22 protein-coding genes are annotated in these 23,576 nt (G+C 67.4%); 18 read left to right on the top strand and 4 right to left on the bottom strand.

All coding sequences use genetic code 11. The features are described from left to right. Window positions 1-267: 267 nt before the first annotated feature. From CXQ96_RS10230 to CXQ96_RS10210, 5 genes are all read left to right on the top strand, one after another. Entirely contained in the window at window positions 268-753 is a 486-nt protein-coding gene (locus CXQ96_RS10230; protein ID WP_104117922.1) for a hypothetical protein, read from the top strand. 16 nt (window positions 754-769) lie between these two features. Next, window positions 770-1,651 carry an exodeoxyribonuclease III gene (locus tag CXQ96_RS10225; protein ID WP_104117921.1) on the top strand — a complete coding sequence of 294 codons (882 nt, stop codon included), beginning with the start codon at window positions 770-772 and terminating at the stop codon, window positions 1,649-1,651. Continuing rightward, entirely contained in the window at window positions 1,648-2,703 is a 1,056-nt protein-coding gene (gene trpS / locus CXQ96_RS10220) for a tryptophan--tRNA ligase (protein ID WP_104117920.1), read from the top strand. The genes CXQ96_RS10225 and trpS overlap by 4 nt, the downstream gene beginning before the upstream one ends. Window positions 2,704-2,778: 75 nt before the next feature. Continuing rightward, window positions 2,779-3,306 (top strand): 2'-5' RNA ligase family protein, encoded by a 528-nt coding sequence (locus CXQ96_RS10215; protein ID WP_308662746.1) that lies wholly within the window; start codon window positions 2,779-2,781, stop codon window positions 3,304-3,306. Beyond that, window positions 3,266-4,369, top strand: a complete 1,104-nt coding sequence (locus CXQ96_RS10210; protein ID WP_104117918.1) for a YihY/virulence factor BrkB family protein — start codon at window positions 3,266-3,268, stop codon at window positions 4,367-4,369. The genes CXQ96_RS10215 and CXQ96_RS10210 overlap by 41 nt, the downstream gene beginning before the upstream one ends. 141 nt (window positions 4,370-4,510) lie before the next feature. Here CXQ96_RS10210 and CXQ96_RS10205 read toward each other — a convergent pair whose 3' ends face one another. From CXQ96_RS10205 to sdhC, 4 genes are all read right to left on the bottom strand, one after another. Next, window positions 4,511-5,296, bottom strand: a complete 786-nt coding sequence (locus CXQ96_RS10205) for a succinate dehydrogenase iron-sulfur subunit (protein ID WP_104117917.1) — start codon at window positions 5,294-5,296, stop codon at window positions 4,511-4,513. Then, complete coding sequence (gene sdhA, locus CXQ96_RS10200; protein ID WP_104117916.1) at window positions 5,296-7,074, bottom strand: succinate dehydrogenase flavoprotein subunit; 1,779 nt, start codon at window positions 7,072-7,074, stop codon at window positions 5,296-5,298. Before sdhA ends, CXQ96_RS10205 begins: the two co-directional genes overlap by 1 nt. Before the next feature lie 93 nt (window positions 7,075-7,167). Continuing rightward, window positions 7,168-7,635, bottom strand: a complete 468-nt coding sequence (locus CXQ96_RS10195) for a succinate dehydrogenase hydrophobic membrane anchor subunit (protein WP_104117915.1) — start codon at window positions 7,633-7,635, stop codon at window positions 7,168-7,170. A gap of 6 nt (window positions 7,636-7,641) precedes the next feature. Then, window positions 7,642-8,025, bottom strand: a complete 384-nt coding sequence (sdhC, locus tag CXQ96_RS10190) for a succinate dehydrogenase, cytochrome b556 subunit (protein WP_104117914.1) — start codon at window positions 8,023-8,025, stop codon at window positions 7,642-7,644. 235 nt (window positions 8,026-8,260) lie between these two features. Between sdhC and CXQ96_RS10185 the strand changes: the two genes are divergently transcribed. From CXQ96_RS10185 to CXQ96_RS10125, 13 genes are all read left to right on the top strand, one after another. Next, the gene (locus CXQ96_RS10185; RefSeq protein WP_104117913.1) at window positions 8,261-9,406 is read left to right on the top strand and encodes a mannose-1-phosphate guanylyltransferase; all 1,146 of its coding nucleotides are present in this window, start codon (window positions 8,261-8,263) and stop codon (window positions 9,404-9,406) included. A gap of 79 nt (window positions 9,407-9,485) precedes the next feature. Next, window positions 9,486-10,691, top strand: coding sequence for an amidohydrolase (locus CXQ96_RS10180; protein WP_104117912.1), 1,206 nt, complete (start codon window positions 9,486-9,488; stop codon window positions 10,689-10,691). A 271-nt stretch (window positions 10,692-10,962) separates the two neighbouring features. Then, window positions 10,963-12,069 (top strand): BMP family protein, encoded by a 1,107-nt coding sequence (locus CXQ96_RS10175; RefSeq protein ID WP_104117911.1) that lies wholly within the window; start codon window positions 10,963-10,965, stop codon window positions 12,067-12,069. A gap of 153 nt (window positions 12,070-12,222) precedes the next feature. After that, window positions 12,223-13,767, top strand: a complete 1,545-nt coding sequence (locus CXQ96_RS10170) for an ABC transporter ATP-binding protein (RefSeq protein WP_104117910.1) — start codon at window positions 12,223-12,225, stop codon at window positions 13,765-13,767. Then, window positions 13,764-15,161 carry an ABC transporter permease gene (locus CXQ96_RS10165; protein WP_104117909.1) on the top strand — a complete coding sequence of 466 codons (1,398 nt, stop codon included), beginning with the start codon at window positions 13,764-13,766 and terminating at the stop codon, window positions 15,159-15,161. The genes CXQ96_RS10170 and CXQ96_RS10165 overlap by 4 nt, the downstream gene beginning before the upstream one ends. Then, the gene (locus CXQ96_RS10160; protein ID WP_104117908.1) at window positions 15,158-16,450 is read left to right on the top strand and encodes an ABC transporter permease; all 1,293 of its coding nucleotides are present in this window, start codon (window positions 15,158-15,160) and stop codon (window positions 16,448-16,450) included. The genes CXQ96_RS10165 and CXQ96_RS10160 overlap by 4 nt, the downstream gene beginning before the upstream one ends. Before the next feature lie 7 nt (window positions 16,451-16,457). Further along, entirely contained in the window at window positions 16,458-16,853 is a 396-nt protein-coding gene (locus CXQ96_RS10155) for a cytidine deaminase (RefSeq protein WP_104117907.1), read from the top strand. A 116-nt stretch (window positions 16,854-16,969) separates the two neighbouring features. Next, window positions 16,970-18,256 carry a thymidine phosphorylase gene (locus CXQ96_RS10150; RefSeq protein ID WP_104117906.1) on the top strand — a complete coding sequence of 429 codons (1,287 nt, stop codon included), beginning with the start codon at window positions 16,970-16,972 and terminating at the stop codon, window positions 18,254-18,256. 273 nt (window positions 18,257-18,529) lie between these two features. Beyond that, window positions 18,530-19,213 (top strand): DedA family protein, encoded by a 684-nt coding sequence (locus tag CXQ96_RS10145; RefSeq protein ID WP_104117905.1) that lies wholly within the window; start codon window positions 18,530-18,532, stop codon window positions 19,211-19,213. Window positions 19,214-19,237: 24 nt separating this feature from the next. Beyond that, entirely contained in the window at window positions 19,238-20,395 is a 1,158-nt protein-coding gene (locus CXQ96_RS10140) for an adenosine deaminase (protein WP_104117904.1), read from the top strand. Window positions 20,396-20,415: 20 nt separating this feature from the next. Beyond that, on the top strand, window positions 20,416-21,129 hold the full coding sequence (locus CXQ96_RS10135) for a MazG nucleotide pyrophosphohydrolase domain-containing protein (RefSeq protein WP_258059022.1): 714 nt from the start codon (window positions 20,416-20,418) through the stop codon (window positions 21,127-21,129). 142 nt (window positions 21,130-21,271) lie between these two features. After that, a complete protein-coding gene (eno, locus tag CXQ96_RS10130; RefSeq protein WP_104117903.1) occupies window positions 21,272-22,552 on the top strand; it encodes a phosphopyruvate hydratase in 1,281 nt (426 codons plus the stop codon). 97 nt (window positions 22,553-22,649) lie between these two features. After that, window positions 22,650-23,537, top strand: a complete 888-nt coding sequence (locus CXQ96_RS10125) for a septum formation initiator family protein (RefSeq protein WP_104117902.1) — start codon at window positions 22,650-22,652, stop codon at window positions 23,535-23,537. Window positions 23,538-23,576: the final 39 nt, after the last annotated feature.

The raw sequence follows: 23,576 nt of genomic DNA, 5'->3' as shown, positions 1-23,576 counted from the left end.
GGTACCGTCATGGCCTGCCATAGCGGGGGAGCCTGCCATAGCAACGGCGCTGATGGCGAGGGCGGGTACTGCGAGGAAACGCATCTTCTTGTTCATCGGAAATTCCTCCATTGTGCGAATGAAGCGCACCGTGGGGCGCGCATGACTGTACTTCGGGGTGACCCCGATCACGGATGGGTCGAGATGTGCAGAAACTTCGAAAAGGCTGACAGTTCGCCCGCGGTGGAAGGAACAGGACGGCATCTGGTGATGCGGGAGAATGGAGGAATGCAGTCACTAGGGAGTAATGGGCGGCCCGCGGGCCGGGGTGTGAGCATGCGCATGGGCAGTGCCGGGATGGCCGTCATGCTGGTCGTGTTCCTGGTTGCCGTCGTCTTCGCGGCGAACCAGAACGACGTCGTCGGATGGCTGGTGGTGATTATCTCCCTCGGGTGGCTCCTGATCTTCGCTTTCGTGGTGTTCAGCCTTCGATCGGCCGCGCGGAAGGCCGCGGCTCGCCTGCAGGGGCATGCGGGTCCTGGCGGGTCCGGGCAGTCGTCAGCCCCCGTGGCCGTCGACCGCGCACGTGACCTGAAGCTCGACCACAGCTTCAAGATCGTCCAGGTGCAGGTCGGCGTCGTGCGTGACTACCTCGGCAAGGACGAGGGGATGGTGGAGCGCGCGCTCGAGACGATCGAGATTACGTCCCACAACGCCCGCTCCATGATGAAGGGCTCCAGCGAAGGCCCCGTCGAGGGCACTGTCGTCGACTGAGGAGCCTGCTCCCGGGATGAATCAGAAAACCCTGCGGGGTAAGGTGGATCGAGTGAGTCCGGCATCGAATCCTCCGCAGAAATCCCTGCGCATCGCATCCGTCAACGTTAACGGAATCCGCGCCGCGTACAAGCGCGGTATGCAGGAATGGCTCGATGGACGCGACGTCGACATCCTCTGCCTGCAGGAAGTCCGGGCCCCTGATGCGGTGGTCCGCAGCCTGCTCGGCGACGACTGGCACATCCTCCACACCGAGGCGGAGGCCAAGGGCAGGGCGGGCGTAGCGATCGCCTCCCGCCAGGAGCCGACGGCCACGAGGACCACCATCGGAGACAGCTACTTCGACACCGCCGGTCGATGGGTCGAGGCGGACTTCGCGGTCGACGGCGCGACCCTCACCGTCGCGAGCGCGTACGTGCACTCGGGTGAGGTCGGCACGCAGAAGCAGGATGACAAGTACCGCTTCCTCGATGCGATGGTCACGCGCCTGCCACAGCTCAGGGACGGTGCCGATCATGCGGTGGTGATGGGCGATCTCAATGTCGGCCATACCGAGCACGACATCAGGAACTGGAAGGGCAACGTCAAGAACGCCGGCTTCCTGCCCGAGGAGCGCGCCTACTTCGACCGCTTCTTCTCGGAGGAGTGCGGTTTCGTCGACGTGGCGAGGCTGCTGGCTGGCGACGTCGATGGCCCCTACACGTGGTGGTCGTGGCGGGGGAAGGCCTTCGACAACGACACCGGCTGGCGTATCGACTACCAGATGGCGACGCAGGCGCTCGCGAAGAGTGCAGTGACCGCCGACGTCGACAGGGCGCCGAGCTGGGACACCAGGTTCTCGGATCACGCACCGCTCGTCGTCGACTACCAGCTCCAGGATCCAGGACAGACCCCATGACAACCCTGACCACCGACCCTGCCACTGTGCCGGGCACCGACCGGCGCCAGCGCATCCTGTCCGGTATGCAGCCGTCCGCCGGCTCCCTCCACCTCGGCAACTACCTCGGCGCACTCGTCCACTGGGTACGCCTGCAGGAGACATACGACGCCGTCTTCTTCATCCCGGACCTGCACGCCATCACCGTGCCGCAGGACCCGCAGGAACTGGCGCACCGTACCCGGATCACGGCGGCGCAGTACATCGCCGGCGGCGTCGACCCGGACAAGGCAACGCTCTTCGTGCAGTCCCACGTGCCCGAGCATGCGCAACTCGCGTGGGTGCTCAACTGCTTCACCGGTTTCGGCGAGGCCTCCCGGATGACGCAGTTCAAGGACAAGGCGTCGAAGCAGGGGACGGATTCTGCCAGCGTGGGTCTGTTCACCTACCCGATCCTCCAGGCCGCGGACATCCTGCTCTACCAGCCCGACGGCGTACCGGTCGGCGAGGACCAGCGGCAGCACGTGGAACTGAGCCGGGATCTGGCGCAGCGCTTCAACTCCCGTTTCGGCGAGACCTTCGTCCTGCCGAAGCCCTTCATCCAGAAGGAGTCGGCAAAGATCTACGACCTGCAGAATCCGACGGCGAAGATGTCCAAATCTGCGGCCTCCGCTGCCGGTCTGATCAACCTGCTCGACGATCCCAAGGTGACGTCCAAGCGCATCCGTTCCGCCGTCACCGATGCCGGAACCGAGATCCGGTTCGACACCGCGGAGAAGCCGGGAATCTCGAACCTGCTCGCGATCTACTCGGCGCTGTCGGGCAGAGGCATCGCAGAGCTCGAAGCGGAGTACGAGGGCCGCATGTACGGGCACCTCAAGGTGGACCTCGCCGAGGTCGTCGTGGATGCGCTGACGCCGATCCGGACCCGGGCCGAGGAACTGCTGGCAGACCCGGCCGAACTCGATCGGCTGCTGGCCAAGGGCGCAGCCAAAGCGCGCAACGTAGCGGCTCCTACCCTGGCCGATGTCTACGCCCGCGTGGGTTTCCTCCCGGCCGCCGGGGTCCTCTGATCCATGTGCGCGCCCACCGGTCGGACCAGCGGAACCCGGACAGCCATGTCCGCCTCCAACCTGGACGGTTGCTGCGTGGGGATCACGATCCCGATTCCCGAGCCACTTGCAAGCTCCCTGGAGTCGTGGCGCGCGTCCTTCGGAGATCCGATGGCTGCCGTGGTGCCGCCTCACATCACCCTCATCACGACGACGCCCGCCTCGGACTGGGATGCCACCGTCGAGCACGTGCGTGACGTGGCGCGCGAGCAAAAACCCTTCCTCGTGCGGCTGCGGAGTACGGGATCCTTCCGGCCGGTGTCGCCCGTCGTGTTCCTCAAACTCGTCGATGGGTTCGAGGAGTGCGTGGACCTGCACTCGAAGCTCCAGGCCGGACCACTCGAACGCGAGCTCGAATATCCCTTCCATCCCCATGTCACCGTGGCGCACGATGTTTCGGAAGCGGGCATGGATGCGGCCGTCGAGGAACTCGACGAGTTCGAGGCCTCGTTCGAGGTTCGCTCCATGGGGCTGTACGAACACGTGCCGTCGGGACTGTGGAAACTGAGGGAGGAGCTGCACTTTGGCCAGGTCGCTGACGGTCCCGAGGCCGCCACAGGTTGAGCAGCCGTCCCCGGCGAACCTGCCTGACCTGCAGCGGAGAGTCATCGACGCGCAGGTCCGGGTAGGTCGGCTGGCCCGGACCGGGAGCGGCGGCACGGAGCTCCTGCTGGCGCGGCTGGATCTGGCCCTGTGCCGGTTCTACACCTTGCGACCGGTGCGGGTGTTCCTGCTGTACGTCGAACGGCGCGGCCCTCTGATGGCGGCCGGGCTCGCCTACCGCCTGTTCTTCGCGATCGCGGCGCTGCTCGTCGTCGCGTTCGCCGCTCTCGGCATGATCATCGCCGGCGATGAGGACCTCCGTGAGATCTCGGTGGCCGCACTCGACCGAGGGGTGCCCGGACTGATCGACATGGCCGACGGCGAAGGCGGGCTGGTGACGTCCGACCGCCTTTTCGAGGCCACCAGCGGCTTGGGCTGGGCGATCGTGGTCTCCTCCGCGGTCATGCTCGTGACCTCTCTCGCCTGGATCGGCGGGATTCGGCAGGCGATGCGCGGCATCTTCGCACTGCACCCCGTAGCGATCCATCCGGTGGTGCTCTGGCTGAAGGATCTCGGTACCCTCGCGCTGCTCGGAGTCATCATGATCGTGACCACGGGGCTCGGAGTGGTCGCCACCAACACCCTCGGCGCACTCCTCGCGGTCCTCCACCTGACCTCCATGAGTCAGGTCCTGACGCAGGGAGCAGGTCTGGCCGTCATGATCCTGCTCGACATCCTCGTGGCGGTGGTCCTGTTCCACTCCGCCTCGGCCATCGATATGCCGCGCTCCGTCCTGCTGCAGGGGGCGGTCATCGCGGGACTCGGAACCACCCTGCTGCGCACCTTCTCGGCCCAGATCCTCGGCAGTTTCGGCAACAACCCGCTCCTGCTGTCCTTCGCCGTGATCCTCGCCCTGTTCATCTGGTTCTTCCTGCTTAGTCAGGTCTATCTGCTGGCCACGGCCTGGTGCGCCATCGGGTCGGCGGACGCCGCCGTCCGGGCCGAGCGCGACCATGAGGCAAAGGGCGGCAGCCTGCGCCAGCGACGCCGCCGGAAGCCCGGCACCGCGAACCCTCCCGCCTGACCCGCCCGCACTGCTGTCTTGAGCGCCACCCGTGGTGGCGACATGGACGATCTGCAGGGCGGGAGGAACGAGGAAGGGCGGCCCGCTGGTGCGGACCGCCCTTCCCTTGGCACTGGACAACGCCGGTTGCCTTGTGCGGGATCAGACCTTGCGGGTCAGGATCGCCTGCTTGACCTCGGAGATGGCCTTGGTGACCTGGATGCCGCGGGGGCAGGCTTCCGAGCAGTTGAAGGTGGTCCGGCAGCGCCAGACGCCCTCCTTGTCGTTCAGGATCTCCAGGCGCATGTCGCCGGCGTCGTCACGCGAGTCGAAGATGAATCGGTGCGCGTTGACGATCGCGGCCGGCCCGAAGTACTGGCCGTCGGTCCAGAACACAGGGCACGACGACGTGCACGCCGCGCACAGGATGCACTTGGTGGTGTCGTCGTAGCGATCGCGTTCCTCGGCGGACTGCAGGCGCTCCTTCGTCGGCTCGTGGCCCTTGGTGATCAGGAACGGCATGATCTCGCGGTAGGACTGGAAGAACGGTTCCATGTCCACGATCAGGTCCTTCTCCACGGGCAGGCCCTTGATGGGCTCCACGAGGATCGGCTTGGACGTGTCGAGGTCCTTCAGCAGGGTCTTGCAGGCAAGCCGGTTGCGGCCGTTGATCCGCATCGCGTCGGAGCCGCAGACTCCGTGGGCGCAGGAGCGGCGGAAGGACACGGAGCCGTCGTGCTCCCACTTCACCTTGTGCAGGGCGTCCAGCACACGGTCCGTGCCGTACATGGTCAGCTGCCATTCGTCCCAGTGTGCCTCGTCGGACACCTCGGGGTTGTAGCGGCGGACCTTGAGGGTGATGTCGAACGTGGGGATCTCCCCGCCCGCGACCTCCGGACCGAGATCGATCTTCGACGCCGGCTCTTTCTCTACGGTTTCAGTGCTCATCAGTACTTACGCTCCATGGGCTGGTATCGGGTGAAGATCACCGGTTTGGTCTCAAGGCGGACGCCGCTTGTCTCGGTGGCGCTCGGATCCTTGTAGGCCATGGAATGGGTCATGAAATTCTCGTCATCACGCTCGGGGTAATCCTCGCGGAAGTGTCCACCGCGTGATTCCTTCCGGTGCAGGGCCGCCGCGGTCATGACCTTCGCCATGTCGAGGAGGAATCCGAGCTCCACGGCCTCGAGCAGGTCGAGGTTGAACCGCTTGCCCTTGTCCTGCACCGTGATGCGCGTGTAGCGCTCTTCCAGCGTATCGATTACGCGCAGCGCCTCGAGCAGCGTCTGCTCCGTACGGAATACCTGGACATTCGCGTCCATGACGTCCTGCAGTTCCTTCCGGATCTGCGCGACGCGCTCCCCGCCTTCCGAGCTGCGGGCCCGGTTGAGGAGCTCTTCGGTCTCGGTCGTCGGGTTCTCGGGGATCTCCACGAAATCTGCTGTCAGGGCGTACTCCGCTGCAGCGAGGCCTGCCCGCTTGCCGAAGACGTTGATGTCGAGGAGCGAGTTGGTCCCGAGACGGTTGGACCCGTGCACGGAGACGCAGGCGACCTCGCCGGCCGCATACAGACCGGGAACCACGGTGTCGTTGTCCGACAGCACCTCGGCCTTGATGTTGGTCGGGATGCCACCCATCGCGTAGTGGGCCGTCGGGAAGACCGGCACGGGCTCCGTGTAGGGCTCGACGCCGAGGTACGTCCGCGCGAACTCGGTGATGTCGGGGAGCTTAGCGTCGATGTGGGCCGGCTCGAGGTGGGTCAGGTCGAGCAGGACGTAGTCCTTGTTCGGCCCGGCACCACGGCCCTCACGGACCTCGTTCGCCATGGAGCGCGCAACGATGTCACGGGGGGCGAGGTCCTTGATGGTGGGGGCGTACCGCTCCATGAAGCGCTCACCCTCGGAGTTGCGAAGGATCGCTCCTTCACCGCGAGCGGCTTCGGAGAGGAGGATGCCCAGTCCGGCGAGGCCGGTCGGGTGGAACTGGAAGAACTCCATGTCCTCGAGGGGGATGCCGCGGCGGAAGGCGATGCCCATGCCGTCACCCGTGAGGGTGTGGGCGTTCGACGTGGTCTTGTAGACCTTGCCCACGCCACCCGAGGCGAAGACGACGGACTTGGCCTGGAAGACGTGCAGCTCACCCGAGGCCAGGTCGTACGAGACCACGCCGGCGACGCGCTTCTGGACGTGGGTCACGCCGTCGACCGTGACTTCCTGGTCCACCATCAGCAGGTCGAGCACGTAGTACTCGTTGTAGAACTCGACGTTGTGCTTGACGCAGTTCTGATACAGGGTCTGCAGGATCATGTGTCCTGTGCGGTCCGCGGCATAGCAGGAGCGGCGGACGGGCGCCTTGCCGTGGTCGCGGGTGTGGCCACCGAAGCGCCGCTGGTCGATGCGTCCCTCGGGCGTGCGGTTGAACGGCAGCCCCATCTTCTCGAGATCGAGGACGGCCTCGATGGCCTCCTTCGCCATGACCTCGGCGGCGTCCTGGTCGACGAGGTAGTCACCACCCTTGACCGTGTCGAAGGTGTGCCACTCCCAGTTGTCCTCCTCGACGTTGGCGAGTGCCGCGCACATGCCGCCCTGCGCCGCACCCGTGTGGGATCGGGTGGGGTAGAGCTTCGTCAGGACGGCGGTGCGGGCGCGCTGTCCCGATTCGATGGCGGCGCGCATTCCCGCGCCACCGGCGCCGACGATGACGACGTCGTACTTGTGGACCTGCATGCTGGTCGCTCTTTCTGTTGAAACCGTTGAGACTGCACGACGGCGCCCCAGAGGGCGGACGGTCATGCGGATAGTGCCGAGGTGGGGCAGGGGTTACGGGGCGGGGCAGTAGTCCGCTACGTGCGCGACTCCGTCGATCACGGGGCAGGGATCGAAGGTGAAGATCACCAGGGTGCCGAGCACCACGATCACGACGGTCGCCGTGTACAGGACTCCCTTGAGCCACATACGAGTGCTGTTCTTGTCGGCGTAGTCGTTGATGATCACGCGGATGCCGTTCGTGCCGTGCAGCATGGACAGCCACAGCAGCGTCAGGTCCCATACCTGCCAGAAGGGGTCGGCCCACTTGCCCGCGACGAATCCGAAGTCGATCCCGGTGATGCCGTCACCGGCAACCAGGTTGATGTACAGATGCACGAAGATCAGCACGACGAGGATGGCACCCGAGAGACGCATGAACAGCCACGCGATCATCTCGAAATTGCCGCGCGAGCTGGATGTGCGCGAGTAGCCCGGGCTCACGCGCCCCGAGCGGGGGCTATCAATGGTTGGCGTAGCCATGGCGTACTAACCTCCGAAGACGTGCGAGAGATGGCGGATCGAGAAAGCGATCATGACGACCGCCCAGAGGCCTACGACGCTCCAGAGCATCTGGCGGTGGTACTTGGGGCCCTTCTTCCAGAAATCCACGAGTATCAGTCGGATCCCGTTGAAGGCGTGGAACACGATCGCAGCGACGAGGCCGAGTTCTCCGAGCCCCATGATCGGGTTCTTGTACGAGGCGATGACGGCGTCGTAGGCTTCGGGCGAAACGCGTACGAGGGATGTGTCCAGGACGTGGACGAGGAGGAAGAAGAAAATCACTACCCCGGTGATGCGATGGGCCACCCAGGACCATTGGCCTTCCCGGCCACGGTAGAGGGTGCCTGCTGGTGTCAGTGTCTTCGGCATTGAAATTACCTCCCTGCATCGCATGGGCGTTAGCGCGTTATACGCAGGGATTACGCCGGTGCGACAGCACTCTTCAGATAAGAATAATGTAGGCCGGTGACACTTCCCGTTCAATTTAGGGGCGCCTCACCTGTGACCTTGTTAACACCGGTGGCGGCAGGTGTCAGCGGTGCACCGTGCGGCTTCGGCCCGGTGGAACGCCGCTCACCGCGATGCGTCGGTTACCGTGGAACGGATGAGTACCGAGAGGGCGGCTGCCCACACCCCTGACAATGACAATGTGATGGATCGCTTCCACGGCGTCATACCCGCGGGCGGCACCGGCACGCGCCTGTGGCCGCTCTCCCGGGCTGCGGCCCCGAAGTTCCTCCACGACCTGACCGGTTCCGGCAGCACACTGATCCGTGCGACCTACGACCGGCTCCGCCCGCTCTGCGACGGCCGCACCATGGTGGTGACGGGCGTGGTGCACCGGCGGGCGGTCCTCGAGCAGCTCCCGGAGATCGAGGACATGAACCTGGTGCTCGAGTCGGAGCCGAAGGATTCGGGGGCGGCGATCGGCCTGGCAGCCGCGATCCTGCACCAGCGCGACCCGAACATCATCATGGGGTCCTTCGCGGCCGATCAGGTGATCGCGCCGGTGGAGGTCTTCCAGGCCGCGGTCCGGGAGGCCATCCACACCGCCGCCCGCGGCTACATCGTGACCATCGGCATCAAGCCCACGCACGCGTCCACCGGGTTCGGCTACATCCGCGCCGGTGACACCCTCGCCGCCGCGGGGGCTCCCAGTGCCCGTGCCGTGATCGAGTTCGTCGAGAAGCCCTCGCAGGAGGTCGCCGACGGCTACATCGGGAGCGGCAACTACTCGTGGAACGCAGGCATGTTCGTGGCGCCCGTCGACCTCATGCTGAAGCACCTCTCGGCCAACGAGCCCGAGCTCTATGCGGGACTCATGGAGATCGCCGAGGCATGGGACACCCCGCGCCGCGTCGAGGTCGCCCGCCGGGTGTGGCCCACGCTGCCCAAGATCGCCATCGACTATGCCGTCGCGGAACCCGCCGCCGCCGCAGGTGACGTCGCGATGATCCCGGGTGAGTTCAGCTGGGACGACGTCGGTGACTTCGCCGCGATCGGCCGCCTGAACCCTGCCGAGGAGAACAGCGAGCTCACCGTGATGGGGGAGGGCGCGCGCGTCTTCTCCGAGAACGCCTCCGGGATCGTCGTCTCGGACACCAAGCGCGTCATCGCGCTGATCGGGATCGACGACGTCGTCATCGTGGACACTCCGGACGCGCTGCTCGTGACGACGAAGGAACACGCCCAGGAGGTCAAGACCGCCGTCGAGCGGCTGAGGGCAAGTGGGGACACCGACGTCCTGTAGGACGACCGCCGATCGGTCCGTGACGGCTCCGGATGACCCCGTTTGAGGACCGCCCCTTGTCGGTCGGTAGGCTGAGGGCGTGGAAACGTTCAGCACCCAGAGCCCGCCGACCTCCCGTGTGGGTGCATCCCTCGGGCCGCTCCTCGCCGAGCTGACCGAGATCCGACGGGACATCCACCGCCACCCGGAACTGTCCTACAAGGAACACCGCACCACGGACCTCATCGTCGCCAGGCTTGCGCAGGCAGGGCTCGTGCCGCGGCGTCTGGAGGGCACCGGCGTGTTCGTCGACATCGGACAGGGGCCGCTGCGCCTCGGATTGCGCGCGGACATCGATGCGCTGCCCATCATCGAGGAGACGGGCCTGCCGTACGAGTCGGCGTCAACCGGCGTCACCCACGCGTGCGGGCATGACATCCACACGACGGTGATGCTCGGCGTCGCCCTCGTGCTCGTCGAGCTGGACGCCGAGACGCCGCTGCCCGGGACCGTCCGGGTCATCTTCCAGCCCGCCGAGGAGATGATGCCGGGTGGAGCGATCGACGTCATCGCGCAGGGCGTCCTGGAGGGCCTGCCGCGGATCCTGGCACTGCACTGCGACCCCAGGATCGACGTCGGGCTCGTCGGGACCCGTATCGGCGCGATCACCTCCGCATCGGACACCATTCGGGTCGAGCTGAGCGGCCGCGGAGGGCACACCTCCCGCCCGCATCTGACCGAGGACCTGGTGTTCGCACTGGCCTCCATCGCGGTGAACGTGCCGGCAGTCCTCTCCCGGCGCATCGACGTGCGCAGCGCGGTGTCCGTGGTGTGGGGGCAGATCCACGCCGGATCCGCGCCCAACGCGATTCCTGCCCATGGATTCATGTCCGGGACCCTTCGCTGCCTCGACGGCGAGGCGTGGGAGTCCGCCGGCGAGCTGCTCGACCGCGCGGTGCGCGAGGTGGCCGCACCCTTCGGCGTGGACGTGAAGCTCGAGCACATCCGGGGCGTCCCACCGGTGGTGAACCAGGAGGCCGAGACAGGGCTCCTCGAAGCCGCGGCGCGCGCGGAACTCGGGGCGGGCGCCGTCGTGCTCACCCCACAGTCCATGGGCGGCGAGGATTTCGCGTGGATGACGCAGCAGGTGCCCGGCGCCATGATGCGGCTCGGAACGCGCACGCCCGGCGGGGAGACGTACGATCTCCACCGCGGCGACTACGTGCCCGACGAACGCGCCATCGCGTGCGGGATCCGCGTCATGGCCGCAGCGGCCCTGCAGGCCGTGCTCGGTCGGGACCACTGACCTACGCGTACTCCCAGCCGGACGTCGTGGCCCGGCTCGAGCCTGCCTGCGCAGCGGGCTGTGCATAACGAAAGCCGAACGATCGGTCCTGTCGGGAGGCCCGTGTAGTGTTCCCCGTCACGCGGCCCTTAGGATGTTCGCATACGTGCTGCACCGACGGTGTCGCGGCGCCACGGTCTTCCAGTGACAACAGAGCCTCGGATCGATCTCGACCCGTGATGGACACTCACTGGTATTCGTCCCCGTGGCGCATTTCTTTCCTGGAGGCATTTTGAAGAACTCACTGCGCAAGTTTTCGCGCGGCACAGGCCTGTCCGCCGCCGTTCTCGGCGTATCGGCCCTCGTCCTTTCCGGCTGCGGCGCACCGCCGGCCGAGGATTCGTCCGGCGGCGGAGCCGAAGCCGGTTCGGACTACCTCGGCTGCATCGTCTCCGACTCCGGTGGATTCGACGATCGCTCGTTCAACCAGTCCAGCTACGAGGGACTGAAGAAGGCCGAGGCCGACCTCGGCATCGAGATCAACCAGGCCGAGTCGCAGGCCGAGACCGACTTCGGCCCCAACGTCGACCAGATGGTCCAGGCCGGCTGCAACCTCACCGTCACCGTGGGCTTCCTGCTCGCGGACACCACGAAGGCTGCCGCGGAGCAGAACCCCGAGGCGAACTTCGCCATCGTGGACGACAACTCGATCGATCTGCCCAACGTCAAGCCGATCATCTACGACACGGCGCAGGCCGCGTTCCTCGCCGGTTACGCCGCTGCGGCGACCAGCGAGACGGGCAAGGTGGCAACCTACGGCGGCATCAACATCCCGACCGTGACCATCTTCATGGACGGGTTCGCCGAGGGCGTCGCCCACTTCAACGAGGAGACGGGCGGGGACGTCCAGCTGCTCGGATGGGACAAGGAGAGCCAGAACGGCACCTTCGTGGGCAACTTCGAGGACGCCGCCGCCGGCAAGACCAACACCCAGAACTTCATCAACGAGGGCGCCGACATCATCATGCCGGTCGCAGGACCGGTCGGTTCGGGAACGCTCGACGCCGTCATCGAGGCGAATGCCGCAGGCAAGGACGTCAAGGCGATCTGGGTCGACTCGGACGGCTACGAGACCGCCGGCAAGGGCGAGGAGTTCATCCTCACCTCGGTCATGAAGCTCATGGGCGACGCCGTCGAGGACGTCATCAGCACCGACGTCGAGGGCAACTTCGACAACACGCCGTACGTCGGCACGCTGGAGAACGGCGGAGTAGCACTGGCTCCGTTCCACGACCAGGAGGCCAACGTCCCCGCCGATCTGCAGTCCACGCTCGACGAGCTGAAGGAACAGATCATCGCGGGTGAGATCACGGTCGATTCGGCCGCCAGCCCCAAGTAGTACAGCGACGCCAGAGAACCGCCTTCCTCCTGCGGATCCACGCCGGGAGGAAGGCGGTTTGCGTTTGCCCCGGGTGCGTGCCCCGAAGCCGCAGCCGGTATCCTTCACCTGACTTTCACCGAAGACAACAGAACAGAACAGGCTGGTTGAGTTGTGAAACTCGAACTGATCGGCATCACGAAGCGCTTCGGATCGCTCGTTGCCAACGACTCCATCGATCTCGTGGTGGAGCCCGGACAGGTCCACAGCCTGCTCGGCGAGAACGGGGCCGGCAAGTCCACGCTGATGAACGTGCTGTACGGACTGTACGACCCGACCGAGGGTGAGATCCTCGTCAATGACGAGCCCGTGACCTTCAAAGGGCCCGGTGACGCGATGGCCGCCGGTATCGGGATGGTGCACCAGCACTTCATGCTCGTGCCGGTCTTCACCGTCGCGGAGAACGTGGCCCTCGGCAACGAGGCCACGAAGGCGGGCGGCATGCTCAACCTGCAGACCACGCGGACGCGGATCCGACAGATCTCGGACCAGTACGGGTTCGACGTCGATCCCGACGCCGTCGTCGAGGACCTTCCCGTCGGTGTGCAGCAGCGCGTGGAGATCATCAAGGCGCTCGTACGCGACGCGGAGGTCCTGATCCTGGACGAACCCACGGCCGTGCTGACGCCCAAGGAGACCGACGAGCTGCTCGGCATCATGGCTCAGCTCAAGGCGGACGGAAAATCGATCGTCTTCATCTCCCACAAACTGCGGGAGGTCAAGGCGGTGTCCGACGTCATCACCGTGGTCCGCCGCGGCAAGGTCGTCGGCACCGCAGATCCCAGTGCTCCGACCACCGAACTCGCGTCCCTCATGGTCGGCCGCTCGGTCAGCCTGACGCTCGACAAGAAGCCGGCGACCCCCGGCGAGGTGACCTTCAGGGTCCGGGACCTGACGGTCCAGGCTGCCAACGGCCAGCGCGTCGTGGACGGGCTCAGCTTCGATGTCGCGCAGGGCGAGATCCTCGCCGTCGCCGGGGTCCAGGGCAATGGCCAGACCGAGCTCACCGAAGCCATCATGGGCCTGCAGGACCACGTCACGGGATCGATCACCCTCGACGGGAACGAACTCGTCGGCCGCAAGGTCAAGGACATCATCCGCGCGGGCGTCGGCTTCGTGCCCGAGGACCGCAGCGTCGAAGGACTCGTCGGCACGTTCTCCGTCGCCGAGAACCTCATCCTGAACCGGTACGACGACGCCCCCTTCGCCAAGGGCCTTTCGATGTCGCCGTCGGCCATCGACAAGAATGCCGACGAGAAGATCGCCGAGTACGACGTCCGCACGCAGTCCGCGTCCGCGGCGGCCGGCACGCTCTCGGGCGGCAACCAGCAGAAAGTCGTCATGGCGCGGGAGTTCTCGCGGCCACTCAAACTGTTCATCGCGTCGCAGCCCACGCGCGGCGTCGACGTCGGATCCATCGAGTTCCTGCATCGCCGGATCGTGGCCGAGCGCGACGGCGGCACGCCGGTCATCATCGTCTCCACGGAACTCGACGAGGTCCTGGAGCTTGCCGACCGCATCGCGGTGTTGTACCGCGGACGCCTCATGGGGATCGTGCCCGGAACGGTGTCCCGTGATGTCCTCGGCCTCATGATGGCCGGTATGCCCGCCGACGAAGCCCTCGCGCAGGCACACGACGTTCAAGGAGGAAATCTGTGACCCCGCAGGACGATCGTCCGGTATCCCCGGCCAGCGACGGCGGAACCCCGCCGACGCGCCGGCAGACCAAGGACGCCGCACGCCAGGACGAGGTGCGCCTCGAGAACGCGGCCGAGACGGCAGGAGGGGAACTACCGCCACCCGCGGTGCCCGCCACCGCCGCAGGCATCGGTGCCGGACCAGGGCCGGAAGCCGGTCTGATGCAGCGCATCATGACCGGGAACGCGCTCGTGGCGTTCCTGTCCGTGGTGCTGTCGCTGATCCTCGGCGGGCTGCTCATCGCGGTCACCGACCAGGACGTCGCACGTGCGTCGTCGTACTTCTTCAGCCGGCCGCAGGACACCCTCGGTGCGGCCTGGACGGCCGCATCGAGCGCCTACTTCGCGCTCTTCCAGGGTTCCGTCTTCAACTTCGAGGGCGACACCTTCACGCGGATGGTCTACCCCCTGACGCAGACCCTCACCGTGGCAACTCCGCTCATCTGCGCAGGCCTCGGTGTCGCCCTCGCCTTCCGGGCGGGCCTCTTCAACATCGGTGCGCAGGGCCAGATCCTGATCGGGGCGACGTTCGCCGGATGGATCGGGTTCACGCTGCACCTCCCGGTCGGTGTCCATCTGCTGCTCGTGATCCTCGCGGGCATGGTCGGTGGCGCTGTCTGGGCCGGGCTCGTGGGACTCCTCAAGGCCCGTACCGGGGCGCACGAGGTCATCCTGACGATCATGTTCAACTACATCGCGACGAACCTCGTGCTGTACTTCCTGAGCACTCCGGCGTTCCAGCGGCCCGGGTCGACGAACCCGATCAGCCCTCAGCTCGACGCCTCGGCACTGTATCCGCCGCTCCTCGGACCAGCATTCCGCCTGCACTGGGGCTTCGTCGTCGCCGTGCTGGCCACCATCTTCGTGTGGTGGCTGCTGAACCGCTCCACGATCGGCTTCGAGCTCCGCGCGGTCGGAGCCAACGCGAGCGCGGCCCGCACCGCCGGCGTCAACGTCAGCAAGGGCTACATCCTCGCCATGGCCATCGCCGGTGCCCTCGCGGGCCTGGCCGGCGTGGCCCAGGTGTCCGGGACGGAGAAGGTACTGACCTCGGGAGTGGCCGCGAGCTTCGGCTTCGACGCCATCACGGTGGCGCTGCTCGGCCGTTCCTCGCCGTGGGGCACGTTCGCGGCGGGCATCCTCTTCGGCGCGTTCCGTGCAGGGGGAGTGGCCATGCAGGCTTCGACCGGGACGAGCATCGACATCGTCCTCGTGGTGCAGTCGCTCATCGTCCTCTTCATCGCAGCGCCGCCCCTCGTCCGCGCGCTGTTCCGCCTCCCGGCACCCGGCGCCACGCGCGCCGGCAAGGGAAGCGCCCCGACCCGCACGCCAGCCTCGACCGGAGCAGCAGCATGAGCACAGCAACCACCGCCCGCGACGAGCGACACGACGCAACCGGTAGCGCCACGGTGCGGAGCTGGAAGAACCCGATCATCCTCTCCGTGGTCGCCGTCCTCGCGTCCCTCGTGTTCGCGCTCGGTGCGCCGCGCAACGATGTCACGTTCAGGCTCTCCGAGGAGAACGACCCGATCGTCCTGCCGTCGATCGTGGTGTCGGCGCCGGTCATCGGGTGGATCGCGGCCCTCGCGATGATCGCCCTGGCCGTCTACGCGATCCTCCGGACGCGCTCCGGGCAGAAGGTACCCACCTGGGTGCTGGCCGTGTTCGCCGTCCTGTTCCTCGTCGCGTTCCTGACGTGGGTGGTCGGCAGTGCGCGCACGCCGAACGTGGCGCTCTACGGACTCCTCGCCGGTTCGGTGACCCTCGCCGTCCCCCTGATCTTCGGTTCGCTCTCGGGCGTGCTCTGCGAGCGTTCCGGTGTCGTGAACATCGCGATCGAGGGGCAACTGCTGTTCGGTGCCTTCGCGGCCGCGGTGGCGGCCTCGCTGTCCGGCAGCGCGATCGTCGGACTTCTCGCAGCGGCTGTCGCCGGCGTGCTCGTATCGCTCGTCCTGGCCGTCTTCAGCATCCGCTACGTCGTGAACCAGGTGATCGTCGGCGTCGTGCTCAACGTGCTGGTGTCCGGCCTCACCGGGTTCCTGTTCTCCGCCGTCCTCAGCGAGGACTCCGAGCGGTGGAACTCGCCGCCGCGACTGCCCGTCATCGAGATCCCCCTGCTCGCGGACATCCCGGTGATCGGCCCGATCCTCTTCCAGCAGACCGTCGTGGGGTATCTCATGTACATCGCGGTCGCCGTCGTCTACGTGGCCCTGTACCACTCGCGCTGGGGCCTGCGCACGCGTGCCGTCGGGGAGCACCCGAAGGCCGCTGACACCCTCGGCGTGAACGTGAACCGGATGCGCTTCATGAACGTTCTGCTCGCGGGCGTGGTCGCGGGCGTCGGCGGTTCGTTCTTCACGCTCGTAGCCGTGTCGGGCTTCGGGCGGGACATGACGGCGGGCCAGGGGTACATCGCCCTGGCGGCCCTGATCTTCGGGCGGTGGAACCCCATCGGAGCGTTCTTCGCGGCGTTGCTGTTCGGATTCGCCACCAACCTGTCCAACGTGCTGAGCCTCCTCGGCACGCCGGTGCCGGACCAGTTCCTGCGCATGCTGCCCTACGTGGTGACGGTCTTCGCCGTCGCCGGCCTGGTGGGTCGTTCGCGGGCACCGGGAGCCAGCGGCATCCCGTACATCAAGGGTTAGGACCAGCATGAGAGAGAACGACATCCCCTGGAACGACCTCGCCGCCTCGGCGAAGGACGCCATGATGAAGGCCTACGTGCCGTATTCGAAGTACCCCGTGGGAGCGGCGGCACTGCTCGACGACGGCCGGATCATCTCCGGCTGCAACGTGGAGAACGCGTCCTACGGGCTGACCCTGTGCGCCGAATGCGCCCTCGTCAGTGCGCTGGCCATGAGTGGTGGAGGGCGCATCAGGGCCTTCAGCTGCGTGGACGGCGAGGGGAACACGCTGATGCCGTGCGGTCGTTGCCGCCAGCTCCTCTACGAGTTCCGCGCACCCGACATGGTGCTCATGACCGTCAGCGGCATCCGGACCATGGACGAGGTCCTGCCGGACGCCTTCGGGCCCCAGCACCTCGCCTGACGAAGGGGCGCGGCCGACCGGCCGGGCACCTTCCCTTCCACCCACGGTCCCGGTGGGCTCCCACGACGAGCCCTACCGTCCGTGCACGCCATCCGCACAATCCAAGAGGATCTCCCATGACCGAAGCGTTCGACGCCGTCGACATCATCCGCACCAAACGTGACCGGGGCACGCTCTCACCCGAACAGATCGACTGGACCATCGATGCCTACACCCGCGGGGTCATCGCCGACGAGCAGATGGCTGCCCTCAACATGGCGATCCTGCTCAATGGCATGGACCGTGCGGAGATCTCCCGGTGGACGGCGGCGATGATCGCCTCCGGGGAGCGCATGGACTTCTCCTCGCTCGGCCGCCCCACGAGTGACAAGCATTCGACCGGCGGTGTCGGTGACAAGATCACCCTGCCCCTGGCGCCGCTCGTCGCCGTCTTCGGCGTGGCCGTGCCGCAGCTCTCGGGGCGCGGACTCGGCCACACCGGCGGAACGCTGGACAAGCTCGAGTCCATCCCCGGCTGGCAGGCACACCTGAGCAACGAGGACATGCTGCGCCAGCTCGCCGACGTCGGTGCCGTCATCTGCGCAGCGGGCACAGGCCTCGCTCCCGCCGACAAAAAGCTCTACGCACTCCGGGACGTTACCGGGACCGTCGAGGCCATTCCCCTCATCGCGTCCTCGATCATGAGCAAGAAGATCGCCGAGGGCACAGGATCGCTGGTCCTGGACGTGAAGGTGGGCAGTGGGGCGTTCATGAAGGACGTCGACCAGGCGCGTGAGCTCGCCGAGACCATGGTGGCGCTCGGCAAGGACGCCGGAGTGAACACGGTGGCCCTCCTGACCGACATGAGCACGCCGCTCGGGCTCACCGCGGGCAACGCCATCGAGGTCGAGGAATCCGTGGAGGTCCTCGCGGGCGGAGGCCCTTCCGATGTCGTCGAACTCACCGTGCGCCTCGCCGAGGAGATGCTGGCATGCGCCGGCGTGCACGGCGCCGACCCCGCTGCCGCCCTGAAGGACGGCCGTGCCATGGACGTCTGGAACAGGATGATAGAGGCGCAGGGCGGGGACCCGCGCGCAGCCCTGCCCGTCGCCAGGGAATCCGAGGTCATCCTCGCGCCGGCCGACGGCGTGCTCGTGGGCCTGGACGCGCTCTCGGTCGGCGTCGCCGCATGGCGCCTCGGGGCAGGCCGCGCGCGCAAGGAGGACGAGGTGCAGGCGGGGGCCGGCGTGCGGATGCACGCGAAGCCCGGGGCATCCGTGCGCGCCGGGGAGCCGCTCATGACGTTGCTGACCGACACCCCGGAGAAGTTCGAGCGTGCACGCGAGGCCCTGGCCGACGCCGTGGTCATAGCTCCCGAGGGCTCGCGGCCGGCGCACCAGCTGATCATCGACCGCATCGCCTAGCAGCAGGCTTGCCGGAGCCGGGGATGCCCTGGGGGTGAACCCCTAGGGGCATCCCCGGGAACACTCATCCCGTGGGGTGAGGCATGCTGCTGTGCATGTCGCCCGGAAGGCCGACGACGCACGGCAGGGCCCGCCGGTAGCGTCGGAAGCGACGCACGGCAGTCCATTGCGGTTCGACCGGAACCGCGGCAGCCGGCGTCGGATCCCGTTCCGACCACAGCTTCCACCCCCTGGTGGCAGGTCGCACGGGACGTGACGGCGGAGGAGCCCACGATGGATGCGATCACCAGTGCACTCAACGGCATCAGCGACTTCGTGCTCGCGGCCGCCGAGCAGCCCTGGGTGTACCTCCTCGTCCTCGTGTGCTGCGTGGTGGACGGCTTCTTCCCGCCGATCCCCAGTGAATCGGTCGTCGTCGGCCTGGCCTCCCTCGTGATCACCCAGGGGATCCCGAACCCGTGGCTGCTGATCCTGGTCGCCGCACTCGGTGCCTTCCTCGGCGACAACATCGCCTTCCTCCTCGGCAGGGGCATAGGCACCACGCGCTTCCGGTGGATGAGGCGTCCGAGGATGCAGCGATCCTTCACCTGGGCCGGCAACGAACTCGCGAAACGGGCCGCGTCGCTCATCCTGGTGGCGCGGTTCATCCCGATCGGGCGGGTGGCGGTGAACCTGACAGCGGGCGCCACGGGGTACTCCCAGCGGCGCTTCGTCGCCCTGACGGCTCTCTCGGGAGTCGTCTGGGCCGCCTACTCGGTGGGGATCGGGGCGGTGGCCGGCACCTGGTTCCAGCACAACCACCTGCTGGGCGTGGCCGTGGCCATAGCGATCGCCGTCGTGATCGGGGTCGTCGTGGACCGCGTGATCTCCCTCGTCCGGGGCTCGACGCCGCTCGAGGCTGCTGCGGTCGACTCCCAGGAACAGCCTGAGCCTGCCCGTGAGACCAGCCCCCGGTGACGTGCATCGCGTAGGCTTGGCAGCGTGACCCACACCCAGAACGACGTCGTTTCCGACGCTGCCATCGACATCCGGACCCTTCCGAAAGTCTCGCTCCACGATCACCTCGACGGAGGGTTGCGGCCGGCGACCATCCTGGAGCTGGCAGCCGAGATAGGGCACGAACTGCCGGCGTCGGACGCCGAGTCCCTCGGCGCCTGGTTCCGGGAATCCGCGGATTCCGGATCGCTGGAGCGCTACCTCGAGACGTTCGACCACACCATCGCCGTCATGCAGACGCGCGAAGGCCTCGTCCGCGTAGCCCGTGAGTTCGTCGAGGACCTCGCGGCCGACGGCGTCGTGTACGGCGAGGTGCGCTGGGCCCCGGAGCAGCACACTCAGAAGGGCCTGACGCTCGATGAGGCCGTCGAGGCCGTCCAGGAGGGGCTCGAGTCGGGTGCAGCCGCCGCCATCGCCTCGGGTCGCGTCATCCAGGTGGGACAGCTCATCACCGCCATGCGCCACGCCGACCGTGGCCAGGAAATCGCGGAACTCGCCGTCCGGCACCGGGACAGCGGAGCCGTCGGCTTCGATATCGCGGGCGCGGAAAACGGATTCCTGCCCTCGCGCTTCGCCGATGCCTTCACCTTCCTGGCCTCCCACCAGTTCCCGGTGACCATCCACGCAGGGGAGGCAGCGGGTCTGGAGAGCATCAAGGACGCCCTCGTCGCAGGACGCGCGCTACGCCTTGGCCATGGCGTGCGCATCGCGGAGGACATCGAGATCGAGGAATCGGCGGACGAGGAGGCGGGCGACGGCGAGGAAGTCGGTATCGCGAACCTCGGGCTCATCGCATCGTGGGTCCGTGATCGCGGGATCCCCCTCGAACTGTGCCCGTCGTCGAACCTGCAGACGGGCGCCGTCGCCGCCTTCGGCACCACCATCGACGCCCACCCGTTCGACCTCCTGTACCAGCTCGGCTTCAAGGTGACGGTCAACACCGACAACCGGCTCATGAGCGGAGTGACCCTGACGGGGGAGTTCGAACTCCTCGTAGACACCTTCGGCTACGACCTCGCCGACCTGCTGGACCTGACGCTCAACGCGGTCGACGCCGCGTTCCTGCCGCTCGAGGACCGTGAGGCGCTGGCAGCGCACATCGCATCCAGCTTCGACGCCGCCGCACGCCAGGCTTCCGCCTAGCCCTTCCGACGACGGCCGCCGTGACCGACGCTGCATACCGGGAGTCCGAGGCCACGCCGGGGAAGCCCCCCGGCGTGGCGGTCGAGCGTCTCGTCGAGGTCGTCGCCCTCCTGCGCCGGCACTGTCCGTGGACAGCGGCACTGGACCACGCGACCCTGCTCCAGTACCTCGTGGAGGAGACCTACGAGCTCTACGAGGTCGTCGATGACGTCGCCCGGACGGATGAGCCGGAGGATGAACTCCTCGAGGACCTCCGCGGCGAGCTCGGGGACGTCCTGTTCCAAGTGGTCCTCCACGCGCAACTCCGGGCCGAAGCAGGGTCCTTCGGACTCGCCGAGGTTGCAGAGGGCCTCACGGCGAAGCTCGTGCGCCGCAATCCGCACGTCTTCTCGCCCGAGGGCACTCTTCGCTCTGCCGGCCCTGCATCGGTGGATGAGATCGTCGCGACCTGGCAGGCGGTCAAGGAGCGGGAGACGCCGGCCCGTACCTCCCCCTTCGACGGCATTCCCCACCACCTTCCCGCTCTGGCCTTCGCCGCCAAGACCCTTCAGCGAGCGGGGGAGGAGCGTGGAGGCGAGGCCCCTCCAAACGACGACGAGGCCGAGGTCGGCAGGCAGCTCCTGGCACTGACGCGGCGTGCTCTGGGCGCCGGTGTCGATCCCGAGCGGGCGCTCAGGCGCGCCACGCTGGACTACCAGCGCCACGCTGCGGGTGGCCCGGAAGCCACCGCGTGACCCACGCGCCGACGTCACACGCCGGTGACCCAGCCCACGTCGGACGCACGTGAACTAGGCTGGTGGCAACACCTCCGTTGCTCTGACAAAGACGTCCCAACACGATGTGAATTCCTACACTCCAACGAAGAGGAGCAAATCCATGGCCATCATCGATGCCATCCACGCGAGGGAAATCCTCGATTCCCGCGGCAACCCCACGGTCGAGGTCGAGGTACTGCTCGACGACGACACGTTCGGGCGTGCGGCCGTTCCCTCCGGCGCATCCACCGGTGCGTTCGAGGCCAACGAGCGGCGCGACGGCGAGAAGGACCGCTACCTCGGCAAGGGCGTCCTGCAGGCCGTCGAAGCCGTCATCGAGCAGATCCAGCCCGCGCTCCTCGGCTTCGACGCCGCGGATCAGCGCGCCATCGACCAGGCGATGATCGACCTCGATGGCACTGAGAACAAGTCGAACCTCGGCGCCAACGCCATGCTCGGTGTGTCGCTCGCGATCGCCCGCGCCGCCGCCGAGTCCTCGGCCCTGCCGCTCTACCGCTACCTCGGCGGGCCGAACGCGCACGTCCTGCCGGTGCCCCTCATGAACATCCTCAACGGCGGCTCCCACGCGGACTCCGACGTGGACATCCAGGAATTCATGATCGTCCCGCTCGGCGCGCAGTCCTATTCCGAGGGCCTCCGCTGGGGCGTCGAGGTCTACCACGAGCTCAAGTCGGTCCTGAAGGAGAAGGGCCTGGCGACGGGCCTCGGCGACGAGGGCGGCTTCGCCCCGAACCTGCCGTCCAACCGCGACGCGCTGGACCTCATCACGACCGCCGTCGAGCGCGCCGGCTACACACCGGGTACGGACATCGCGTTCGCACTCGACGTCGCTGCCTCCGAGTTCTACGAGGACGGTGCCTACCAGTTCGAGGGCAAGGCCCTCAGCACCGAGGAGATGAGCGCCTACTACGTGGAGCTCGTCCGCGACTACCCGCTGGTCTCCATCGAGGACCCCCTCGACGAGGACGACTGGGAGGGCTGGAAGCACCTCACCGACTCGATCGGCGACAAGGTGCAGCTGGTCGGCGACGACCTGTTCGTCACCAATCCTGTCCGCCTCGCCAAGGGCATCCAGAACCAGACCGCGAACTCGCTGCTCGTCAAGGTGAACCAGATCGGCACCCTGACCGAGACGCTCGACGCCATCTCGATGGCACAGCGCGCCGGCTACACCACGATCACCTCGCACCGCTCCGGCGAGACCGAGGACACCACGATCGCCGACATCTGCGTCGCCACGAATGCCGGCCAGATCAAGACCGGTGCGCCGGCCCGCAGCGAGCGCGTCGCGAAGTACAACCAGCTGCTCCGCATCGAGGAGGAGCTCGACGACGCCGCACGCTACGCCGGTCGCAGCGCCTTCCCGCGTTTCACGGCCTAGTTGATCAGTAGTTGATCGAGAGGGCAGTTACCCTCGTTAGACGGGTTCCGCGAGGAACCCGGTGCGAACCCACGCGCAGACATTTCCGAGGAGCTCCATGACTGCCCGCCGACCCAACGTGCCGAGAGCCGGCCGTCCCTCGCCCCAGGCGGAGGAGCGGCCGGCCGCCGGGACGGCCAAGGGTCAGCCCCCTGTCCGCGTCGCCAAGGCGGCGTCATCCGCGGCTGCCGGTGGCACGGGGACGCGCGGAGCCGGTCACACGTCGAATCCCCCCGAAGCGGTCCGGGCCAGAGCGGCAGGACCTGCGCAGCGCCGGCCGCCGGCACCCCGTGCGGTGGGGCCTTCGGCCACGAAGGACCCACGCATCGCCGACGGTGGCACGGGCGCGAGGAACGTCCGCGCAGGCGCCGGCACCACCAGCACGACGCCGGCACGGCCGACACGCACGGCCGCACCGCGGCGCACCTCTCCGTCGGCATCGCAGTCCGCAGTGCGGTCGGAGTCGCGGGCCGCGGAGCGCTCGCAACTCGCAGGGAACATCCGTCGTGGACGGCTCGGCTCGCGACGGGCCGAGTCGGCCATCCAGCCGGCAGAGGAAGCGACGCCCATCCCGGCGAAGTCCTTCTCCGGCCGGCTCCTCGCCCTCGCCGTCGTCCTCATCGCCGTGATCGTCCTGCTCGCTCCGTCGGTGAGCCGTTATGCGCAGCAGCAGGCCGAACTCGACGCGCTGCGCGCGGACATCGCCCGGCAGCAGCAGGAGCAGGCGGACTACCAGTCCGAACTCGCGCGCTGGGACGACCCGGCCTTCGTGAAGCAGCAGGCGCGCGAGCGTATCTTCCTCGTGATGCCGGGGGAGACCCGCTATCTCGTGAAGGGCGGCGACGGCATCGAGGAGAGCACGGGAGAGGGATCTGCCACCGAACCCGCCGACCTGCCCTGGGTCGACTCGCTCTGGAGCTCCATCGCCCGCGCAGCGACGGACTGAGTGGTTCCGCGCAGCAGCGACCGGCACCAGCCACCGCGC

It is taken from the genome of Arthrobacter sp. B1805 (genome assembly GCF_002929745.1).
In the GTDB taxonomy this organism is placed as follows: Bacteria; Actinomycetota; Actinomycetes; order Actinomycetales; family Micrococcaceae; genus Arthrobacter_D.
The sequence above is the reverse complement of the archived record's forward strand: the minus strand, read 5'-3'. Positions and strand labels throughout refer to the sequence as shown.

Bases quoted from the DNA above. Each gene is read 5' to 3' on its own strand.
- CXQ96_RS10230 (WP_104117922.1), top strand. From the start codon at position 268: ATGCAGTCACTAGGGAGTAATGGGCGGCCCGCGGGCCGGGGTGTGAGC.
- CXQ96_RS10225 (WP_104117921.1), top strand. From the start codon at position 770: ATGAATCAGAAAACCCTGCGGGGTAAGGTGGATCGAGTGAGTCCGGCA.
- trpS (WP_104117920.1), top strand. From the start codon at position 1,648: ATGACAACCCTGACCACCGACCCTGCCACTGTGCCGGGCACCGACCGG.
- CXQ96_RS10205 (WP_104117917.1), bottom strand. From the start codon at position 5,296: ATGAGCACTGAAACCGTAGAGAAAGAGCCGGCGTCGAAGATCGATCTC.
- sdhA (WP_104117916.1), bottom strand. From the start codon at position 7,074: ATGCAGGTCCACAAGTACGACGTCGTCATCGTCGGCGCCGGTGGCGCG.
- CXQ96_RS10195 (WP_104117915.1), bottom strand. From the start codon at position 7,635: ATGGCTACGCCAACCATTGATAGCCCCCGCTCGGGGCGCGTGAGCCCG.
- sdhC (WP_104117914.1), bottom strand. From the start codon at position 8,025: ATGCCGAAGACACTGACACCAGCAGGCACCCTCTACCGTGGCCGGGAA.
- CXQ96_RS10185 (WP_104117913.1), top strand. From the start codon at position 8,261: ATGAGTACCGAGAGGGCGGCTGCCCACACCCCTGACAATGACAATGTG.
- CXQ96_RS10160 (WP_104117908.1), top strand. From the start codon at position 15,158: ATGAGCACAGCAACCACCGCCCGCGACGAGCGACACGACGCAACCGGT.
- CXQ96_RS10155 (WP_104117907.1), top strand. From the start codon at position 16,458: ATGAGAGAGAACGACATCCCCTGGAACGACCTCGCCGCCTCGGCGAAG.
- CXQ96_RS10150 (WP_104117906.1), top strand. From the start codon at position 16,970: ATGACCGAAGCGTTCGACGCCGTCGACATCATCCGCACCAAACGTGAC.
- CXQ96_RS10145 (WP_104117905.1), top strand. From the start codon at position 18,530: ATGGATGCGATCACCAGTGCACTCAACGGCATCAGCGACTTCGTGCTC.
- eno (WP_104117903.1), top strand. From the start codon at position 21,272: ATGGCCATCATCGATGCCATCCACGCGAGGGAAATCCTCGATTCCCGC.
- CXQ96_RS10125 (WP_104117902.1), top strand. From the start codon at position 22,650: ATGACTGCCCGCCGACCCAACGTGCCGAGAGCCGGCCGTCCCTCGCCC.